Annotated in this window: 12 protein-coding genes; 7 read left to right on the forward strand and 5 right to left on the reverse strand. The window is 65.2% G+C overall.

Annotation, left to right across the window (positions count from 1 at the left end):
* The first annotated feature begins 13 nt into the window (after window positions 1-13).
* The 6 genes from ACQ4W4_RS19295 to ACQ4W4_RS19320 all read left to right on the forward strand — a co-directional run bounded on the left by ACQ4W4_RS19295 (window position 14) and on the right by ACQ4W4_RS19320 (window position 10,482).
* Entirely contained in the window at window positions 14-2,200 is a 2,187-nt protein-coding gene (locus ACQ4W4_RS19295) for an Ig-like domain-containing protein (protein WP_436543319.1), read from the forward strand.
* A 99-nt stretch (window positions 2,201-2,299) separates the two neighbouring features.
* Window positions 2,300-3,919, forward strand: coding sequence for a bifunctional shikimate kinase/3-dehydroquinate synthase AroKB (gene aroKB / locus ACQ4W4_RS19300; protein ID WP_436543447.1), 1,620 nt, complete (start codon window positions 2,300-2,302; stop codon window positions 3,917-3,919).
* A gap of 1 nt (window position 3,920) precedes the next feature.
* Entirely contained in the window at window positions 3,921-5,057 is a 1,137-nt protein-coding gene (locus ACQ4W4_RS19305; RefSeq protein WP_436543320.1) for a deoxyguanosinetriphosphate triphosphohydrolase, read from the forward strand.
* A 378-nt stretch (window positions 5,058-5,435) separates the two neighbouring features.
* Window positions 5,436-6,146, forward strand: a complete 711-nt coding sequence (gene dsrO / locus ACQ4W4_RS19310) for a sulfate reduction electron transfer complex DsrMKJOP subunit DsrO (protein WP_436543321.1) — start codon at window positions 5,436-5,438, stop codon at window positions 6,144-6,146.
* 3 nt (window positions 6,147-6,149) lie between these two features.
* A complete protein-coding gene (gene nrfD / locus ACQ4W4_RS19315) occupies window positions 6,150-7,262 on the forward strand; it encodes an NrfD/PsrC family molybdoenzyme membrane anchor subunit (RefSeq protein ID WP_436543322.1) in 1,113 nt (370 codons plus the stop codon).
* Window positions 7,263-7,272: 10 nt separating this feature from the next.
* On the forward strand, window positions 7,273-10,482 hold the full coding sequence (locus tag ACQ4W4_RS19320; protein WP_436543323.1) for a molybdopterin dinucleotide binding domain-containing protein: 3,210 nt from the start codon (window positions 7,273-7,275) through the stop codon (window positions 10,480-10,482).
* Here ACQ4W4_RS19320 and ACQ4W4_RS19325 read toward each other — a convergent pair.
* Genes ACQ4W4_RS19325 through mutM form a run of 5 tightly spaced genes read right to left on the reverse strand, consistent with a single transcriptional unit; the run spans window position 10,479 to window position 16,873 of the window.
* The gene (locus tag ACQ4W4_RS19325; protein ID WP_436543324.1) at window positions 10,479-11,102 is read right to left on the reverse strand and encodes a response regulator transcription factor; all 624 of its coding nucleotides are present in this window, start codon (window positions 11,100-11,102) and stop codon (window positions 10,479-10,481) included. The genes ACQ4W4_RS19320 and ACQ4W4_RS19325 overlap by 4 nt on opposite strands.
* The gene (locus ACQ4W4_RS19330) at window positions 11,099-12,904 is read right to left on the reverse strand and encodes a sensor histidine kinase (protein WP_436543325.1); all 1,806 of its coding nucleotides are present in this window, start codon (window positions 12,902-12,904) and stop codon (window positions 11,099-11,101) included. The genes ACQ4W4_RS19325 and ACQ4W4_RS19330 overlap by 4 nt, the downstream gene beginning before the upstream one ends.
* Window positions 12,904-14,079 (reverse strand): A/G-specific adenine glycosylase, encoded by a 1,176-nt coding sequence (gene mutY, locus ACQ4W4_RS19335; RefSeq protein WP_436543326.1) that lies wholly within the window; start codon window positions 14,077-14,079, stop codon window positions 12,904-12,906. Before mutY ends, ACQ4W4_RS19330 begins: the two co-directional genes overlap by 1 nt.
* Window positions 14,080-14,112: 33 nt before the next feature.
* A complete protein-coding gene (locus tag ACQ4W4_RS19340; protein WP_436543327.1) occupies window positions 14,113-16,014 on the reverse strand; it encodes a dynamin family protein in 1,902 nt (633 codons plus the stop codon).
* Window positions 16,015-16,036: 22 nt separating this feature from the next.
* The gene (gene mutM, locus ACQ4W4_RS19345; protein WP_436543328.1) at window positions 16,037-16,873 is read right to left on the reverse strand and encodes a bifunctional DNA-formamidopyrimidine glycosylase/DNA-(apurinic or apyrimidinic site) lyase; all 837 of its coding nucleotides are present in this window, start codon (window positions 16,871-16,873) and stop codon (window positions 16,037-16,039) included.
* A gap of 167 nt (window positions 16,874-17,040) precedes the next feature.
* On the opposite strand from mutM, the gene ACQ4W4_RS19350 reads away from it, so the two are divergent.
* Window positions 17,041-18,831 carry a tetratricopeptide repeat protein gene (locus tag ACQ4W4_RS19350; protein WP_436543329.1) on the forward strand — a complete coding sequence of 597 codons (1,791 nt, stop codon included), beginning with the start codon at window positions 17,041-17,043 and terminating at the stop codon, window positions 18,829-18,831.
* The last annotated feature ends 29 nt before the right edge of the window (window positions 18,832-18,860 follow it).

The following is an 18,860-nucleotide window of genomic DNA, read 5'->3' on the forward strand; positions in this document are numbered from 1 at the left end:
GAATTGGCTGGTCTTGCTGGCGCTGGGCTCCTTGCTGGCCGCCTGTGGCGGCGGCGGCGGTGATCCCACCATCGATGGCGGCAGCAGTGGCGGCACGACGGGTGGTGTACCGGCGACAGTGAGCGTCAGCTTGCTCAATGCGAATGGACAGGCCAGCAGTACCGTCAGCGTCAACGCGCCCTTGACCGCCCGGGCACAGGTGCTCGATAAAAATGGTGCGGGCGTGGCAAATGCCCTGGTGACGTTCGCCGTGGATAGTTCGCTGGCTGTGTTGGCACCAGCTACCGCCTTGACCGATGCCAAGGGTGTTGCCAGCGTGACCATGCGCCCCGCCACTAGCGCGGCCAGCGGCGCGGGAAAAGTGACTGCCAGCGTGACCACCGCCGCAGTCACCGTCAGCGGTGAAGCCAACTATCAGATTTCGTCCAGCGTGGCCTCGAAGGCCAGCATCGGTATCGCCTTGCTGACTGCCTCGGGCAGTGCCAGCAACGCATTGTCAAGTTCCGCTCCTTTGACGGCGGTGGCCATCGTCAAGGACCAGGATGGCAAGCCGCTGCCGGACGCCTTGGTGGTGTTTGCAACGGATAATGCCCTGGCCACGCTGTCGCCCTCTGCCGGCACGACCCTGAGCGATGCCAAGGGCGAGGCGCGCGTGATCCTGCGGCCCGTCAGCCTGGCAGTGGGCGGCGCGGGCACCCTGACGGCGGCCGTCGTCATGAATGGCACGACCTCGACCAGTGCCATCAACTATGTCGTGGGCGCAACAACCCTGACATTTGGCAACATTGCCTTTGAAGCGCCGTCCCTGGAGGCATATGGTTCGACCCAGGTATCGCTGGATGTGTTGTCTGGCAGCGTGAAATATACAGACCAAAGCCTGGCCGTGAACTTCACTTCCTCCTGTGTCACGGCTGGCAAGGCCACCTTCGCGCCCGTGGTGCAAACGGCCAACGGCAGTGCGCGCGCCGTCTACCGCGATCTCGGTTGTGGCGTCAACGATATCATCTCCGCCACTGCCAGCGGCGTTTCGGGCAGCCGCAGCGCGGTGCTGCCGATCGGTGCGCCACAGGCGGCCTCGGTCCAGTTCTATTCGGCCATTCCTGCGGATAAGTCCATCGTCATCAAGGGTGAGGGCGGACTCTTGCGCAGTGAAACGGCCACCTTGAAATTCCGTGTTTTCGATACCTTCAATAATCCCTTGCCGGGCTTGAAAGTATCGTTCTCGAAAGCCGATCCGAATGCGGAAGTCGATCTCAATCCTGTTTCGGGCACCACCGATGCCAATGGTGAAGTGACTACCAGCGTCAGTTCCCGTTCTACCCCCTTGTCTTTCCGTATCCGTGCCACGCTCGACGGCAAGGGCGTGTCGACCCTGTCCGATTCCATCGTGGTCTCGACGGGGACGCCGGTGCAGAAGGCGTTTTCGCTATCCATCAGCGACAGCAATGTCGAAGGCCTGGATGTCGACGCCAACGGCAGCGCGGCCTCGGCCTCCGTGACGGTGGCCATGGGTGACAAGTTTGGCAATCCCGTGGCCGACGGCACGCCCGTTGCCTTCCAGACCAACGTGGGCGTGGTGGGCAGCGCAAGCAAGGGCGGCTGCAATTCCGTCAACGGCGCTTGCTCGGTGGATTTCCGTGCGCAGCAACCGCGCGTGCCGACGCCGAATACGCCAGCCACCGTCTGCAACGGCCCGCTGGGCAGCAGTGACAGCACCCGCGCTGGCGTGGGCACTATCTGCGCCAGCACCAGCGACGGCAGCGCCACCCCCATCTTTGCCAAAATCAACTTCTTCATCAGTGGCAGCCGTCCGGCGACGACCATCCTGAACGGCAACAGGACTTTGACGACGGGAAATGATATCAACGACCTGGGCGACGTGAGCTGGAACGTACCGAAGGTGTTTACCTTGCAGATCAATGACATCAACAACAATCCCATGCCCAGCGGTACCACGGTGGAAGTGGCCAATATCGTGCGCGCGGCCAGTGGCGGCGTCTCGCCATCGACCGTGCAAAAGACCTTCCCCTCAACTGCCAGTGCGCCGCCCCTGTATCAGGGCACGAGTCATCTCGTCACCATCAGCAGCCCGTCGGGCGTGCCATGTACTCCCGGGGTGGCGACATTCAATGTCAATATCACCACGCCGCATTTACTAACTACCAGCTATCCGTTTAAACTGACGTTCACATGCCAATAATGGAGTCACAGGGCGACAACAGCAAGACAGGGTTGTCGCCTGAGTGAAATGCAAATAGTGTCCGAAATTTCCAACAGTAATATCTTTCTTGTCGGCCTCATGGGCGCAGGCAAAACCACGATCGGGCGCATCCTGGCCCGCAAGCTGGGCTTGCGCTTTGTCGATTCCGACCACGAAATCGAGGCACGCACGGGAGCGACCATCCCGTGGATCTTCGAGATCGAGGGCGAGGCCAGCTTTCGCCGGCGCGAGGCCGAGGTCATCCGCGACCTGAGCGCCCAGGAAGGCATCGTCATGGCCACCGGCGGCGGGGCGATCCTCAACGCCGACAGCCGCGCCTACCTGAAGGAACGGGGCACGGTCGTCTACCTGCGCGCCAGCGTCAGCAACATCCTCGCGCGCACCAGCCACGACAAGAACCGCCCCCTGCTGCAGACGGCCGACCCGCGCAAGAAGCTGGAAGAATTGACGGCGCAACGCGAGCCCCATTACATGGAAGTGGCCGACATTGTGATCGACACGGGCCGTCCTAACGTACAATCGATGGTTCAGACCATCCTGATGCAGCTGGCCAGCCTCGAATGCGAGGCCTCGCCCAACTGCGTCATTCATGCAGAGCCTTCGATGAACGAGCAATCCAAAATGTTGTTGAGCGTAGACCTCGACGAACGCAGTTATCCGATCGCCATCGGGCCTGGCCTGCTGGCCGACGCCGATGCGCTGCTGCGCCATATCAGCGGCCACAAGGTGGCCATCGTCACCAATACCACCGTCGCGCCGCTGTACCTGGGCCGCCTGCAGGCGGCGCTGGCCAGCGATGGCCGCGAAGTGATCTGCATCGTCCTGCCGGACGGCGAAGAATATAAAAACTGGGCCAGCCTGATGCAGATCTTCGATGCGCTGCTGGCCAATAAATGCGACCGCAAGACCACCCTGGTGGCGCTGGGCGGCGGCGTGATCGGCGACCTGACCGGCTATGCGGCCGCCAGCTACATGCGCGGCATCGGCTTCGTGCAGGTGCCGACCACCCTGCTGGCGCAGGTCGATTCCTCGGTCGGCGGCAAGACGGGCATCAACCACCCGCTGGGCAAGAACATGATCGGCGCCTTCTACCAGCCGCGCGCCGTGATCGCCGACACCTCGACCCTGGAAACCCTGCCGGCGCGCGAGCTGTCGGCCGGCCTGGCCGAAGTGATCAAGCATGGCGCCATCATCGATGCCGCGTTTTTCGACTGGATCGAAGCGAACATGGCCAAGCTGATGGCGCGCGACAAGGGGGCGCTCGCCTATGCGATCGCCCGCTCGTGCGAAATCAAGGCCGACGTGGTGCGCCAGGACGAGCGCGAAGGCGGCTTGCGCGCCATCCTGAACTTCGGCCACACCTTCGGCCACGCCATCGAGGCGGGCCTCGGCTACGGCCACTGGCTGCACGGCGAAGCCGTCGGCTGCGGCATGGTGATGGCGGCCGACCTGTCGTGCCGCATGGGCTATATCGACCAGGCGGCCGTCGAGCGCGTGCGCAAACTCGTCGCCGCCGCTGGCCTGCCCGTCAAGGCGCCGGACCTCGGCGTCGAGCGCTGGCTGGAACTGATGGAGGTGGACAAGAAGAACGAGGGCGGCGCCATCAAGTTCATCCTCTTGAAACCGTTGGGCAGCCCGTGCATCACGTCCGCGCCGCACGAACTGGTGCTCGCCACCCTGGCCGCCGGAGTGCAATAACATGCTGCCCGAAGACTTCCTTGCTCCGTACGCGGCCCATTCGGCACAGGGGCAGGGACGTCGCTTTGCCGAGGCGCCGCACGCCTCGCGCAGCCAGTTCCAGCGCGACCGCGACCGCATCATCCATTCCTCGGCCTTTCGCCGCCTCGAATACAAGACCCAGGTTTTCCTCAATCACGAGGGAGACCTGTTCCGCACGCGCCTGACGCACAGCCTGGAAGTGGCGCAAGTGGGCCGCTCAATCGCGCGCAACCTGCGCCTGAACGAAGACCTGGTCGAAGCCATCGCGCTTGCGCATGACCTGGGCCACACGCCGTTCGGCCACGTGGGCCAGGACGTGCTCAATGAGTGCATGCAGGCGCACGGCGGTTTCGAGCACAACCTGCAAAGCCTGCGCGTGGTCGATACCCTGGAAGAACACTACGGCGCCTTCGACGGCTTGAACCTGATGTTCGAGACGCGCGAAGGCATCCTGAAACACTGCTCGCTCGCGCATGCGCGCGAACTGGGCCCCGTGGCGCAGCGCTTCATCGACCGCACGCAACCGACCCTGGAAGCGCAGCTGACCAACCTGGCCGATGAAATCGCCTACAACAGCCACGATATCGATGACGGCCTGCGTTCGGGCCTGATCACCATCGCCCAGCTGGAAGAGGTGGAGTTCTTCGGCCGCCTGTGGCGCGACGTGCAGCAGGCGTTTCCCGGCCTGTCGGGCCGGCGCGCCATCTACGAAACCCTGCGCCGCCTGATCACGGCCCTGGCCGACGATCTGATCGTCACGTCGAATGCCCTGATTGCGGACGCCGCGCCACGCGACGTCAGCGAAGTGCGCGCCAGCCCTCCGCTGATCCGTTTTTCGGACGCCATGCGCAAGGATGCGACGGAGCTGAAGCGCTTCCTGCGCGCGAACCTGTACCGCCACTATCAGGTCAACCGCATGCGCGTCAAAGCGAGCCGCATCGTGCGCGAACTGTACGACAGCTTCATGGCCGAACCGGCCCTGCTGCCGCCCGATTATCAGGTCAGCGGCGATGATGTGACCAAGCAGGCGCGCAAGATCGCCGACTATATCGCCGGCATGACGGACCGCTACGCGATCCGCGAGCACCGCCGGCTGTATTCGCTCGACGAGTTGTAGGTCGGGTTAGCCGGAACGGCGTAACCCGACACCACCACCATCCCTGCCAACAAGGTTGTCGGATTACGCGCTGGCGCGCCTCGGCGGCCCCGCTAATCCGACCTACTCCTGCATCGCCGGCATGACGGACCGCTACGCGGTCGCTGGCACCGCCGCTTGTATTCTCCGGATGCATTGTAGGTCGGATTAGGCCGCAGGCCGTAATCCGACAGCATCGTTGGCGGTCCGCCGGTCCGGCCTACTCCGCATTGTCGATCCTGTCAATCGGCATGATCATCTAGGCCTCCGCACGATCACCCCAATACCCCCTCAGCGCCTTCTTTTCTATCATGGCAGCAAGTCAACAAGGGCTTGCCGCCCATAGTCAAGGAGAGTGTCATGATCGAATCGCGCCGCAGTTTCTTGCGCGCCTTGCCCGCCGTAACCATCGGTGCGGCCATCGCGCCGCTGCCCGGCAAGGCCGCCACCAGGGGCGAAGGCGGACAGCGCTGGGCGATGGTGGTCGACGTGCAGAAATGCATCGGCTGCCAGGCGTGCACGGTCTCCTGCATCATGGAAAACGCCGTGCCGGAGAACAGCTTCCGCACCGTCGTCTCGACCTATGAAGTCAAGGAAGAGAACCGCTGCGGCACCTACATGCTGCCGCGCCTGTGCAACCACTGCGCCAATCCTCCCTGCATCCCCGTCTGTCCCGTGGGCGCCACCTTTCAGCGCAAGGATGGCGTCGTCGTCGTCGACGGCGACCGCTGCGTGGGCTGCGCCTACTGCGTGCAGGCCTGCCCGTACGATGCGCGCTTCATCAACCACGAGACGGGCAAGGCCGACAAGTGCACGTTCTGCGCGCACCGGGTCGACGAAGGCTTGCTGCCGGCCTGCGTGGAAACCTGCGTGGGCGGCGCGCGCATCTTCGGCGACCTGAATGACCCGGACAGCGTAGTGCATCAGCTGCTCACCGAGAACAAGGTGAAGGTGCTCAAACCCGAGCAGGGCACCCAGCCCCACGTGTTTTACCTGGGACTCGATACGCGCTTCGCCGGCCACGTCGAGGGCGAAGCGACACTTTGGCAACCGAGCAAACACGGGAAATAAACCATGGACAGCCACATCACCGAAATTGTCAACGTCACGCGCGAAGCGGCATGGCTGCCGTGGGCGGTGCAGTATTTTTTCCTCATCGGCCTCAGTTATGGCAGCTTCATGCTGACCTTGCCGTACTTCGTCTTCGGCCGCAAGGCGTATGAACGCCTGGGGCGCATCGCGCTGCTGGCGTCCCTCGTGTGCGGCATGACGGCGCCCGTGGCGCTGCTGGCGGACCTGCACGGGCCGGGCCGCTTCTACCATTTCTATATTTACTTCCAGCCGCAGTCGTGGATGTCGTGGGGCTCGTTCTTCATTCCCCTGTATCTGGGCTGTCTGATGCTGTACGCGTGGCTGGCGCTGCGCGGGGACTTCGCCACGCGGGGGCAGGGGCAGGACCGTCTGGCCTTTGCCTATCGCCTGCTGGGACGTGGCGGCGCCGCATCGCGCAAGGCCATCGTCGCCGCCGCCGTCTTCACCCTGCTCGCCGCCTTTGTCGTCGGTCTGTACACGGGCATGGAAGTGATGGTGGTGCGCGCCCGTCCCCTGTGGTTCACGCCTTTCCTGCCGGCGCAGTTTGCCGCCACGGCCTTTGTCGGGGCGGTGGGCATGGCGCTGCTGTTCAACCGTTTCCTGCCGGGCCGCGACATGGCCCTGGAAGTGTCCTTGAACCGCGCGCTGGCCCTGTCGCTGTCGCTGGTGCTGGCGCTGGGCGGCGGCTGGCTGTTCGTCAGCCTGTCCGGCGTGAGCGCCAGTCACAGCATGGCCTTTACCCAGGTGGCGGGCATGCCGCAATGGCAGTTCACGGCCGTGTGGGCCGTGCTGTCGTCCATCGTGCCGATGGCCCTGGCCATCTGGCGCCCGGCCAGCAGTGGTCTCGTCAACGGCCTGATCGCGCTGCACAGCGCCTGGATGATGCGCTGGACGATTTTCATCGGCGGCCAGACGATCCCGAAGACGGGTGCGGGCCTGTACGACTACCATCTGCCGATGGGGAACGACGGCTTGATGGGGATCATCGGCACGGCCGGCCTGTGGATCGCGCTGCTGTTGCTGATGCTGGAATTTTTGCCATGGGCCGGACGCGTCGTCGCCGCACGCAGCCGTCCCGCCATGGCTACGCACTGAGGAGAGAACAATGAACGAACACACACACAACGACGTCCCTGACGACGAAAGCGAAAAACGCCGCAAACTGCTGCGCTATGGCGCCATCGGCGGCGGGCTGGCCGCCTTTGCCGCCAGCTTTTCCAGCACGGCGGGCCGCATGGTCGACCACGCGCTGGGCAAGGACAAGCCTGTGCAGAAACTGCACGGCAATTCGCTGCCGCCCGAGTTTTCCGTCGACACGGCCACAGGGAAATTGACGGTCAATCCCGACCAGCAGGTCAGCTACACCATGTGCATGGGCTGCACCACGTTTTGCGGCGTGCGCGTGCGCCTCGATAAAAAAAGCGGCAAGGTGCTGCGCGTGGCGGGCAATCCGTACAGCCCCCTGTCGGCCGATCCGGCGCTGCCGTACCAGACCCCGATACGCGACAGTTTTGTGTCGCTGTCGCGCTTTCAGGAAAAGGGCTTGAAGGGACGTTCCACCGCTTGCGGCCGCGGCAATGGCGTGCTGGAACAGATGGAGTCGCCGTTCCGCGTGCTGGCGCCCATGAAGCGCGTGGGACCGCGCGGCGGCGGCCAGTGGGAACCGATCGCCTTCGACCAGCTGGTGAAGGAAGTGACGGAGGGCGGCGACCTGTTTGGCGAAGGCCACGTGCAGGGCTTGCGCGCCTTGCGCGAACTGGAAAAACCGATCGATCCGGCGCAGCCGGAACTGGGCCCGCAAGTGAACCAGGTGGGTCTGATGTGCAGCACCGACGATGGCCGTCTGGCGTTCGGCACGCGCTTTTTCAAGCAGTCGTACGGCAGTCTGAATCTGGTCAACCACGGCTCGTATTGCGGCGGCGCCTACCGCAGCGGCTCGGGCGCCATGTTCGGCGACATGAAGAAAATGCCGCACGCGAAAGTGGACCTGGAAAACACGGAGTTCTGCATTTTTGTGGGCACGGCGCCCGGCAATGCGGGCAACCCGTTCAAGCGCCAGGGCACGCTGATCGCCAAGGCCCGTTCGGGCAAGCGCGAATTCAGCTACGTCGTCGTCGACCCCGTGCTGACGAACGCGGACAGCCTGGCTGCGGGCGACCGCAGCCGCTGGGTGCCGATCAAGCCGGGCACGGATGGCGCGCTGGCCATGGCCATGATACGCTGGATCATCGAGCACGAACGTTATGACCGCAACTTCCTCGTGCAGCCCAACCTGAAGGTGGCGGAAGCGGCGGGCGAAGCCGCATGGTGCAATGCCACGCACCTGATCATCAGCGAGAAGGGCCACCCGCGCGACGGCCGCTATCTGCGCGCGTCGGACATCGGCGCGGTGGAGCTGCCGGAAGAAGAGCGTTACAAGGATGGCGACGCGTTCTGCGTGATCGACGCGGCCACGCAAGCGATCGTGCCGCACAATGCCGCCAAGGGCGAGGCGCGGCTGTTCTTCGACGGCCCGCTGGACGTGGCGGGCGCGCCGCTGCACCTGAAGACGGCCATGACGATGCTGAACGAAGAAGCGCAGCGCCACAGCATGGACGAGTATTCGGCTGCCTGCGGCATCGCGCGCGACATCATCGAAGGCCTGGCGCAGGAACTGACCAGCCACGGCAAGCGCGCCGCCGTCAATGCGCACGGCGGCATGATGTCGGGCGCCGGCTTTTATAACGCGTACGCGCTCGTCATGCTCAACACCCTGATCGGCAATTTGAACCGCAAGGGCGGCACCCTGGTCAACGGCGGCAGCTTCAAGGATGCGGGTCCCGGCCCGCGCTATAACCTTGAGAGTTTCGACGGCGAGATCAAGGCGGCCGGCATGCCGATCGGGCGCAACGTGCCATATGAAAAAACCTCGGAATTCAAGCTGAAGAAGGAAGCGGGCAAGGCGTATCCGGCCAAGGCGCCGTGGTACCCGAACGCGCCCGCGCTGGCCACCGAATGGCTCACCAGCGCCATGAACGGTTATCCGTATACCTTGAAGGCGCTGATCCTGTGGAGCTGCAATCCCGTCTACGGCATCACGGGCTTGCGCGCGCAGATCGGCAAGGAGCTGGCCGATCCGAAGAAGATTCCCCTGATCGTCGCCATCGATCCCTTCATCAATGAAAGCTCGGCGTTTGCCGACTACCTGCTGCCCGATACCCTGCTGTACGAAAGTTGGGGCTGGGCCGGCGCCTGGGGCGGCATGCCCGTCAAAATGAGCACGGCGCGCTGGCCCGTGGTCGAGCCGCGCGTGCAGAAGACGCCGGACGGCCAGAGCATCTGCATGGAATCGTTCTTCATCGCGCTGGCCAAAACCATGGCCTTGCCGGGCTTCGGCCCGGAAGCATTGCAGGACATGGAGGGCCAGCGCTTCCCCCTGCAGCGTGCGGAAGACTGGTATCTGCGCGGCGGCGCCAACATCGCCTGGCAAGGCAAGACGGCGGTGCCGGAGGCGAGCGACGACGACATCGCGCTGTCCGGCGTGGCGCGCATCCGCCCCGAGCTGGAGCGCACCCTGAAGCCGGAAGAGTGGCGCAAGGTGGCCTTCATGCTGGCGCGGGGAGGGCGCTACCAGAGCTATGGCGAGATGTTCGGCTTGCGCCTGCCGCCGCCGGCGAATCCCAAGGCGCCGGCAGCGCCCGCTCCGGTCGTCGACGAGACGCCGTATCCGCAGGACTGGTCCACGCACCGCTATCTGAAACCGATGATGCTGTACAACGAGGGCCTGGGCGTGAGCAAGAACAGCTTGAGCGGCAAGCGTTTCCCCGGCACGCCCGCCTGGCGCGTGGCGGCGTTTGCCGACGGCACGCCCGTGCGCAAAACCTACCCGGCCAGCGAATGGCCGTTCGAGTTGATCAGTTTTAAGTCGGCGCTGCAGAACTCGTACAGCATCGGCGCGCGGCGCTTGCGCGGCATCCATCCGGACAACCCCGTCGCCGTGCATCCCGACGATGCGGCGCGCCTGAAGCTGGAAAATGGCGACCAGATTTATCTGGAGACGCCGGGCGGCAAGGCCAGGGCCACGGTGATGCTGCGCCACGGTGTGCAGCGCGGCGTGATCGCCGTCGAACACGGTTTCGGCCACAAGGAGCACGGCGCGCGCGCCCACCGTATCGGCAAGCTGCGTCAGCCCGATGAACCGGCCATCGGCGCGGGCATCAACCTGAACGACCTGGGGCTGACGGACCCGAGCCGCGGCGACAAGAACGTCTTTGTCGATCCCGTGTCGGGCACGTCGGTGCGGCAGGGGCTGCCGGCGCGCATCGTGCGGGTTTAAATTTGTCCACCTGCCATCAGCAGCCGGGCTACCTCGGCTGCTGAATGCAGGCCCAGTTTTTCCATCGTGTTATGGCGGTGCACCTGCACCGTCTTGTCGCTGATGCCCAGCTCGCGGGCGATGACTTTCGAGGCCTTGCCTTCGGCCATCAGGAGGGCCACTTCGCGCTCGCGCGCGGTGAGCCTGGCCAGCGCCGATTGCGCCGTATTCGCGCTGGCGGCGCTGCGGCTTTCTTCCACGCTGCGGGCCACGGCACGCGAGACGGCGTCCAGCAATACCTGGTCCTTGCACGGCTTTTCCAGAAAATCGCAGGCGCCCGCCTTCATCGTCTGCACGGCCATGGCCAGGTCGCCGTGGCCGCTGAGGAAAATCACGGGCAGCGATATGGCGTGCCCCGTCTTATTATTCAATTCCTGCTGCAGTTCCAGCCCGCTCATCAATGGCATGCGCACGTCGAGCAGCAAACAGCCCGGTACATGGCCCTCGTAGCGCTGCAGGAAATCGCGCGCCGACTCGAACGTCTGCACTTGCCAGCCGGCCGAATCGAACAGATAGGCCAGCGAGCGGCGCATGGCGGCGTCGTCGTCGACGACAAAGATGATGGCATCGCTTTCGTTCATGGTGTTTCCTCTTGTATTTCCTTGTGCGCTTCCATGCCGGTATCTTCAGGCAGGCGGAACCAGACCGTCAAGCCCGGCGCATCGGCGTTGGCATGGGCCGACAGGCTGCCGCCGAACGATTCGATGATGCTTTTGCTGAGCGACATGCCCAGGCCCAGGCCTTCGGCCTTGGTGGTAAAGAAGGGCTCGAACAGGCGCGCCATCTGCGCCGCATCGAGGCCGCAGCCGGCGTCGCGCACGGCCACCGTGCAGGCGCCGTTTTCGCGGTGCAGCAGCACGCCGATGGGATGCTGCGGATTGCCGTTTTCCACCTGCGCGTCGAGCGCATTTTTCAGTAAATTGAGCAGCACCTGCTGCACTTGCTGCGGGTCGGCCAGCACGCGCGGTGCAGCGCTGACCGTCTCGTGGCGCCAGCTGATATTGGCTTGCGGATGGGCCGCGCGGAACAGCGATACCGCTTGCTCGACGGCGTCGGCCAGCGCGAAGGCCGTGCTGTGCGCGGGACGCTTTTGCGCCATCGCGCGGATGTGCCGGATGATGGCGCCAGCGCGCTCGCTTTGCATGGCGATTTCCTGCGCGCCGTCGAGCAGCGGCGCCGCGTCGAGCCGTCCCGCCGCGATGCGGCGCGCCATGCCGCGCGCGAAATTGCCGATGGCCGCCAGCGGCTGGTTCAATTCGTGCGCGATGGCGCTGGCCATCTCGCCCAGGATGGCCAGGCGCGCCGTGTGGTCGAGCGTGGCCTGGCGCTGGCGCGCCTGCTCTTCCAGCGCGCGCTGCTGGTGCTGGGCGGCGCGCAATTGCTCCGTGCGCCGGCTGACCAAGTATTCCACGCGCACCGTATGCACGGCCCAGGCCACGAGCAAGGCCAGCACCAGCAGCATCCAGCCCCAGTAGCGGCGCAGCGCCGTCTCGAACGTCAGCTTGTCCAGATAGGCGTAGGGGCCGATGCGCAGGTCGCGGAACAGTTCATCGACGATCTGGTAATCGCTGGGCACCGTCCAGCTGTAGCCTTCCTCGGTGCGCGGCATGGCCAGCAGCGCTTGCGCCACTTTTTTTGCCAGCGCGGACGGCGTCTGGCGCAGGGCCACGAAGGGCCAGTCCGGATACAGCCGCGACGAGCTGGCGCAGCGAAAGCCGGGAATCGGGCGCGTGGTGATCACGCGCAGTTCCTCGGCCCGTACTTCGCCGCGCGCCACCATCTGTTCCAGCAGGCAGGTGCGCACGATGCCCGCGTCCATGCGCCCGGCGCGCACGGCGTCAACGATCTGCTGCGAGGGAAAGCCGCTGTAGCGCAGGCTGGCGAAATCGTGCGTGGGATCGATGCCCGCTTCGCGCAGTTCGCGCGCGGCGATCTGGTAGCCGCCAAACGCGTCGGGCGCCACCGCCATCACGTTCTTGCCCGCCAGGTCGGCCAGGTCGTGCAGCGGCGACGCGCTGCGCACGACGATGGCCGAGCCGATGGCCTGGCGCGGCGAGTCCGTCCACGGCGATTCGAGCGTGGCGATACGGCTGGCGCCGTCGCTGTGCTCGAGCGCCACGTAGTGGCCGCTGCTGGTGATGGCAAAGGCGATGGCTTGCGACTGCACGGCGCGCGTCAATCCCGCCTGGTCGTAATCGGCCAGGATGAAACGGATGCCGGGGATGCTCGCCTGCAGGTGGCGCGTCACGTACGACCAGTCCTGCTGCACGGCGTCGCCGCCCTTGTAGGCGAGCACGCCGATGCGTATCTCCGGCAGCGCGTCAGCCGCTTGCGCGCCGTGCAGGCACAGCACCGCCAGCGCCAGTGCAACAAGCCTGCGCACTAGAACATGCTGCGCTGCGCCGCGCGCGCATCGCCGAACAGGTCCAGCAGCAGTTTCTTGATGGGCGCAGGCAGCGGCGCGTCGGCGATGTTCGCGCCGTCGTACCAGACGTGCGTGGACTCTCCGGCCAGCGCCAGGCGCCGCGCCAGGGTGATGCGGCAGGGGACGATGTGCAGCTTGTAGTGCGTGAAGACGTGCACGATGGGCAGCAGTCGTTCCTGCGTTTCGATTTCGCCGAACGGCGCCACGGCGCGCGCCAGCGCCTCCTGGCTTATCTCGCGCGGGACGTCTTCATCGGCCAGCACGTGGCCATCGAGTTCGGGCAAGGATAGCAAGCCGCCCCAGATGCCCGAGCCGGGGCGCTGTTCCAGCAGCACCTGGCCGTCGTCGATGATAGCCAGCATGACCGCGTGTTTTTCGGGGCTGGTTTTCTTCGGCTTGCGTACCGGCAGGTCCTTGGTGCGCCCGGTGGCGTAGGCCACGCAGCGCGGCTGCAGCGGGCAGCGGCCGCAATCGGGGCTGCTGCGTGTGCACAGGGTGGCGCCGAAGTCCATCAGGCCCTGCGTATAGGCTTCGATGCCTGAATCTATTCCCGCTGCGGGCAGCAGCGCTTCGGCGCGGCGCCACATGGCTTCCTCGACGCGCTTTTCGCCGGGATAGGCATCGATGCCGAACGCGCGCGCGAAGACGCGCTTGACGTTGCCGTCCATGATGGCCGCGCGCGTGCCGCTGGAAAACGCGGAGATGGCGGCGGCTGTCGAGCGGCCGATGCCGGGCAGGTCGGCCAGTAGCAGCGGGTCGCTGGGGAAGACGCCGTCGTATTCGGCCACCACGCGCTGCGCGCACTTGTGCAGGTTGCGCGCCCGCGTGTAGTAGCCGAGGCCGCTCCACTGCGCCATCACGTCTTCCACCGGGGCTGCGGCCAAATCGCGCAGGGTGGGGAAGCGTTCGAGGAAGCGCGCGTAATAGGCCAGCACGGCGGTGACCTGAGTTTGCTGCAGCATGATTTCGGACAGCCAGATCAGGTAGGCGTCGCGCGTGTTTTGCCACGGCAGCGCATGGCGGCCATGCTGCTTTTGCCAGGCGATGACGGTGGCGGAAAAAGTGGGGTCGATATAGTCTTCTAAAGGTGCCGCGCCCGTGGCGGGCGAGAGCGGATGCAGCAGACGTTTCATGCAGGGTTCCAGTGTTCTGTGGTGTGATGTGGCTCAGCTTGCGCTGGCGGCGCGCAAGGCGGCCAGCAATTGCGCCAGCTGCGCCTTGTCGCGTTCGAGCGCCGCCAGGCTCGCTTCGAAGCCGGCGATCTTCTGTTCCAGGCTGCCCGTGGCGTCGTGGATGCGCTGGATCGAGGCAAAGCGCAGTTTCAGCTGTTCCTTGTACTCGACGATCTGCGCTTCGAGCGGCGCCATGATGACTTTCAGCCAGGCGCTGGCGTCGTCATTGGCGTTGGTGAAACTGCGGCGCACGCGCGAGGCGATGGTGTCGAAAAATTTTTCCATCAGCACGACGCGGCTGGTGGTCAGCAGGGTCGCCGTGCCGAACTGTTTATGGTAGACGGCTTCGATGTCGGCGATCTCCTGGCGGTAGCGGGCCAGCGAAAACGGCATCGGCAAGGCCAGCGCCAGGCCGTGTTCGGAGGCGAATTTGCGGTACATCACGTTCATCATTTCCGTGATCTCGGCCGTCTTGCCTTCCGAGCGGTCCAGGTTCTGGCCGATGCGCTCGAAGTACTGGCGCACGGCTTCGCGCAGGCCCGTGAAAAAGCGGCTGCGCTGCATGGCGGCGCGCACGCCATCGATATCGTCGCGCACGATGTCCATGCCCAGGCTCGTGTACAGCTCCGTCGACAGGCGGGTAAACACGGCGCGCGTGGCCTGCAGCTTGAACAGGCTGCTGTCGAATTCCTTTTTCTCGATGTCGATGCGCCGCATCATGTGGGCGATCACGCTCTGGTTCTTGCCGCGCAGGCTGTGCAATTCGTGCAGCTGCTCGGCGATGCCGCGCGCGCGGGCCGCCGCCTGCACCTGCTGCGCCGCTTCGATGGCGTCCAGGTCGAACGCCAGCTGGCGCCGGATGATGTCCTTGCGCGCGGGGATCAGCTCCTCGAACAGGGCCGTCTCCAGCGCCTGCAGGCGGCTCTTTTCCAGCAGCGCCGCATCGTGGTTGATCTTGCCTACCAGGGCCTTTTGCGCCGAGACGGGGAACACCTGGCCCGCGTCCAGCGTCAGCAAGTGGGCCACGCTGGCCTGCTGGCGTTCGATGGCCTGCGCCACCTCGGCGTCGCCGCGCAATTCGTCCCACATGCTGTCGATCTTGTTGAGCACCACCAGGCGCCCGGCGCCGGCGCCGATATGGTTGCGCCACACTTCGATGTCGCTGCGCGTGACGCCCGTGTCGGCCGCCAGGATGAACAGCACCGCGTGCGCATTCGGGATCAGGTTAAGGGTCAGTTCCGGTTCCGTGCCGATGGCGTTCAGGCCGGGCGTGTCGAGGATGACGAGGCCCTGTTTCAGCAGCGGATGGGGGAAGTTGATGATGGCGTGGCGCCACATGGAAATTTCCACCTGGCCGTCCTCGTCGAGCATGGCGGGAGCGTCCGCATCGCCGGCGTCGTACAGGCCGTAGCGCGCCGCCTCTTCGACGCTGACTTTTTTCGTCAGGCTGACCTGGCGGATGGCTTCCTGCATGTCGTCGCCTGCTTCGATATTCAGGGGCAGGACGGTCCAGGCGGCGGGCAGCTCGCGGTAGTCGCTGGTCGACAGGTTCTGCGCGCGCGTCTCGATGGGCAGCAGCCGGATCGATGGCGGCCAGGCCGCGTCGTACAGCAGCTCGGTGGGGCACATGGTGGTACGGCCCGCGCCCGAGGGCAGGATGCGCTGGCCATAGCCGGCAAAGAAGATGGCGTTGATCAGCTCGGATTTTCCGCGCGAGAATTCCGCCACGAAGGCGACAGATAAACGGTCATCGAGCAGGCGGGAGCCACAGCGCGCCAGGCGCAGCGCGGAAGCGCCGTCGACCAGGCCCGCCGCGCTGGCGGCTTGCCGGTATGCCTGCAAGGCGGCCTGTACGTCCTGCCGCCATGCGCTGTATTGTTCCAGGTCTCTGACCATCTGGCTCCCTCTGTGAGTGTGCTTACTTTTGACAATTCACGCAGTAAAACGTGGAACGCTGTCCCTGCACGATTTGCCGGATCGGCGCGCCGCAGACGCGGCATGGCTTGCCCGCGCGGTTGTACGTGAAATACGTCTGCTGGAAGTAGCCGGACTGGCCGTTCACGCCGATGAAGTCGCGCAGGGTGCTGCCGCCCTGCACGATGGCTTCGGCCAGCACGTCGCGGATCGCCTGCGCCAGTTTCTCGTAGCGGGCCAGGCCGATGCGCCGGGCCGGCGTCTTCGGGTTGATCCCCGCGCGGAACAGGCTTTCGGAACAATAGATATTGCCCACGCCGACGACAATGTCGCCCGCCATCAGCACCTGCTTGATATTGCTGCCCTTGTTGCGCGTTTTCTCGAACAGCAGCTGGCCCGTGAAGCCGCCTTCCAGCGGTTCCGTGCCCAGCCCGCGCAGCAGCGCGTGGCCGTCCAGCGGGCCGTCGGCCTCGTCGTGCCACAGCACGGCGCCGAAGCGGCGCGGGTCCGTCATGCGCAGCACCTGGCTGCCGCCATCCGCGTCCTCCACGACGAGGTCGAAATGATCGTGCTTCTGCGCCTGCGTCCCCGTCGGCAGCACGCGCAAATGGCCCGACATGCCCAGGTGGATGATCAGGGTGCCGTGGCGGAAGTGGATCAGCAGGTATTTGCCGCGCCGCCCCGTCAAGCCGATGGTTTGCCCCGACAATTGTTCGCCCAGGGCAGGAGGGAAGGGCCAGCGCAGGCCGTCGCGGCGCAGCACGACGGAGCGCACGGCGCGCCCTTCGAGGTGGGGCGCGACACCGCGCCGTGTGACTTCGACTTCTGGCAATTCTGGCATAGGGCTCGAATGGTGGAAAACCGGGTAAAAAACAGGCGGGTTGCCGGCGAATGGCTGGCCAGGGCATGCTACGCCGCCACGACGCATATATTTCGTTACATACGTGAAGTACGCGATAGCCGCGTTGGGCGTAGAATCAAACTTTGCCGTTTAGCCAGGATCAGCCTTTGAAAAACGCTTTCGCCATTGTAACCTTGTCCGCCCTGATGGCCACGCATGCCATGGCGCAGACGTCTGTCGCCCCCGCCGATGCCGGGGCCAGCCCCCCTGCGGCCGCGCCCGCCGTGCCGCAGGAGCCGGACGCCACCTCCAAGGAGGGGGCCGGCGGCGACGAGCTGCCCAAGGTCGAATTGAGCAGCGACTTGCTGTACAAGCTGACCAAGGCCGAAATGGAATTCAAGAGCGGCCAGTGGCAAGGGCCGTACGTGACGATGATGGTGGCGGCGCAGCAGACGCGCGATCCGCGCCTGGCGCGCCGCGCATCCGAAATGGCGCTGGCCGCCAAGCAGGGCAGCGAGGCGCTGGCGGCCATCCGCCTGTGGCGCGAGCTGGCGCCCGACTCGGACGAGGCGACGCAATTCTTCCTCGGCTTCGTCGTCCTGACGGACAAGATCGAAGAAGCGGAACCGATTTTCGCCGAACGTCTGGCCAATGCGCCGCAAGGCGCACGGGGCGTGGCCCTGTTCCAGATGCAGCAGATATTGTCGCGTTCGAATGACAAGCTGTATGCCTATTCGATGGTGACGCGCCTGGTGCAGCCTTACCTGGACATGTTTGAAGCGCACCTGGTGCTGGCGCAGGGCGCCCTGTCGATCGGCGAGCGTGAACGCGCCATCGGCGAAGCGAACAAGGCGCTGGCCATCAAGCCGAACTCCGAGCTGGCCGTGCTGACCCTGGCGCAGGTGACGGGCGAACCGGAGGCGGCGGGCCAGGTGCTGGCCGCTTTCCTGCAAAAGAATCCGGACGCCGTCGAAGTGCGCGGCGCATACGCGCGCCTGCTGGTCGAACAGAAGCGGCTGGAACCGGCGCGCGACCAGTTCCTGCTGCTGCTGAAAAGCCAGCCCGATAACGTGGGCGCCCTGTATGCGCTGGGCATCGTGGCGCTGCAGCTGGAAGACACCAAGGGCGCGGAGCAGTACTTCAAGCGCTTCCTGGCCGTGCTCGAAAAATCTCCCGGCGACACGCGCGATCCGTTCAAGGCCCTGATGATACTGTCGCAGATCGCCGAGACGCGCGGCGACACGGCGGGCGCCATCGCCTGGCTGGACAAGGTCGACAACAGCGCATCGGCCGGCTATGTCGAGGCGCGCCTGCGCCGCGCGCAGCTGATCGCCCGCGGCGGCAATCTCGATGCGGCGCGCAAGGCGCTGACGGAAATCGAAACGGTCGATCCGGCAAGCCAGGCGCAGGTGCTGCTGGTCGACGCGCAATTCCTGCGCGACGCCGGCTATGTGCAAAGCGCCTACACGGTGCTGGAAAACGCCTTGCTGCGCTTCCCCGACAATCCGGAACTGCTGTACGACTACGCCCTGCTGGCCGAGCGCCTGGACAAATTCGAGCGGATGGAGGCCAGCCTGCGCCGCGTGATGGCGCTGGCGCCCGACAACCAGCACGCGTATAACGCGCTCGGCTATTCGCTGGCCGAACGGGGCTTGCGCCTCGAGGAAGCCCATGCGCTGATTGAAAAAGCCTTGCAGATGGCGCCGGGCGACCCGTTCATCATGGATAGCATGGGCTGGGTGCAGTTCCGCATGGGTAACCTGGCCGCGGCGGAAAACGCGCTGCGCCGCGCCTATGCCGTGCGCAGCGACCCGGAAATCGCCGTCCACCTGGGCGAAGTGCTGTGGCAGAAGGGCGACAAGGCCGAAGCGCAAAAACTGTGGCGCGAGGCGCAAGGCAAGGACCCGAAAAACGAGGCGCTGAAAAGCACCTTGGCGCGCCTGAATGTCAGTTTGTGATTGAACCGATTAACTCCACTATAAAGAAC

Source organism: Janthinobacterium glycogeni, from assembly GCF_051380725.1.
Taxonomy (GTDB): Bacteria; Pseudomonadota; Gammaproteobacteria; order Burkholderiales; family Burkholderiaceae_D; genus Janthinobacterium.

Bases quoted from the DNA above. Each gene is read 5' to 3' on its own strand.
- ACQ4W4_RS19325 (WP_436543324.1), bottom strand. From the start codon at position 11,102: ATGAACGAAAGCGATGCCATCATCTTTGTCGTCGACGACGACGCCGCC.
- dsrO (WP_436543321.1), top strand. From the start codon at position 5,436: ATGATCGAATCGCGCCGCAGTTTCTTGCGCGCCTTGCCCGCCGTAACC.
- nrfD (WP_436543322.1), top strand. From the start codon at position 6,150: ATGGACAGCCACATCACCGAAATTGTCAACGTCACGCGCGAAGCGGCA.
- ACQ4W4_RS19340 (WP_436543327.1), bottom strand. From the start codon at position 16,014: ATGGTCAGAGACCTGGAACAATACAGCGCATGGCGGCAGGACGTACAG.
- aroKB (WP_436543447.1), top strand. From the start codon at position 2,300: ATGGGCGCAGGCAAAACCACGATCGGGCGCATCCTGGCCCGCAAGCTG.
- mutY (WP_436543326.1), bottom strand. From the start codon at position 14,079: ATGAAACGTCTGCTGCATCCGCTCTCGCCCGCCACGGGCGCGGCACCT.
- mutM (WP_436543328.1), bottom strand. From the start codon at position 16,873: ATGCCAGAATTGCCAGAAGTCGAAGTCACACGGCGCGGTGTCGCGCCC.
- ACQ4W4_RS19305 (WP_436543320.1), top strand. From the start codon at position 3,921: ATGCTGCCCGAAGACTTCCTTGCTCCGTACGCGGCCCATTCGGCACAG.
- ACQ4W4_RS19320 (WP_436543323.1), top strand. From the start codon at position 7,273: ATGAACGAACACACACACAACGACGTCCCTGACGACGAAAGCGAAAAA.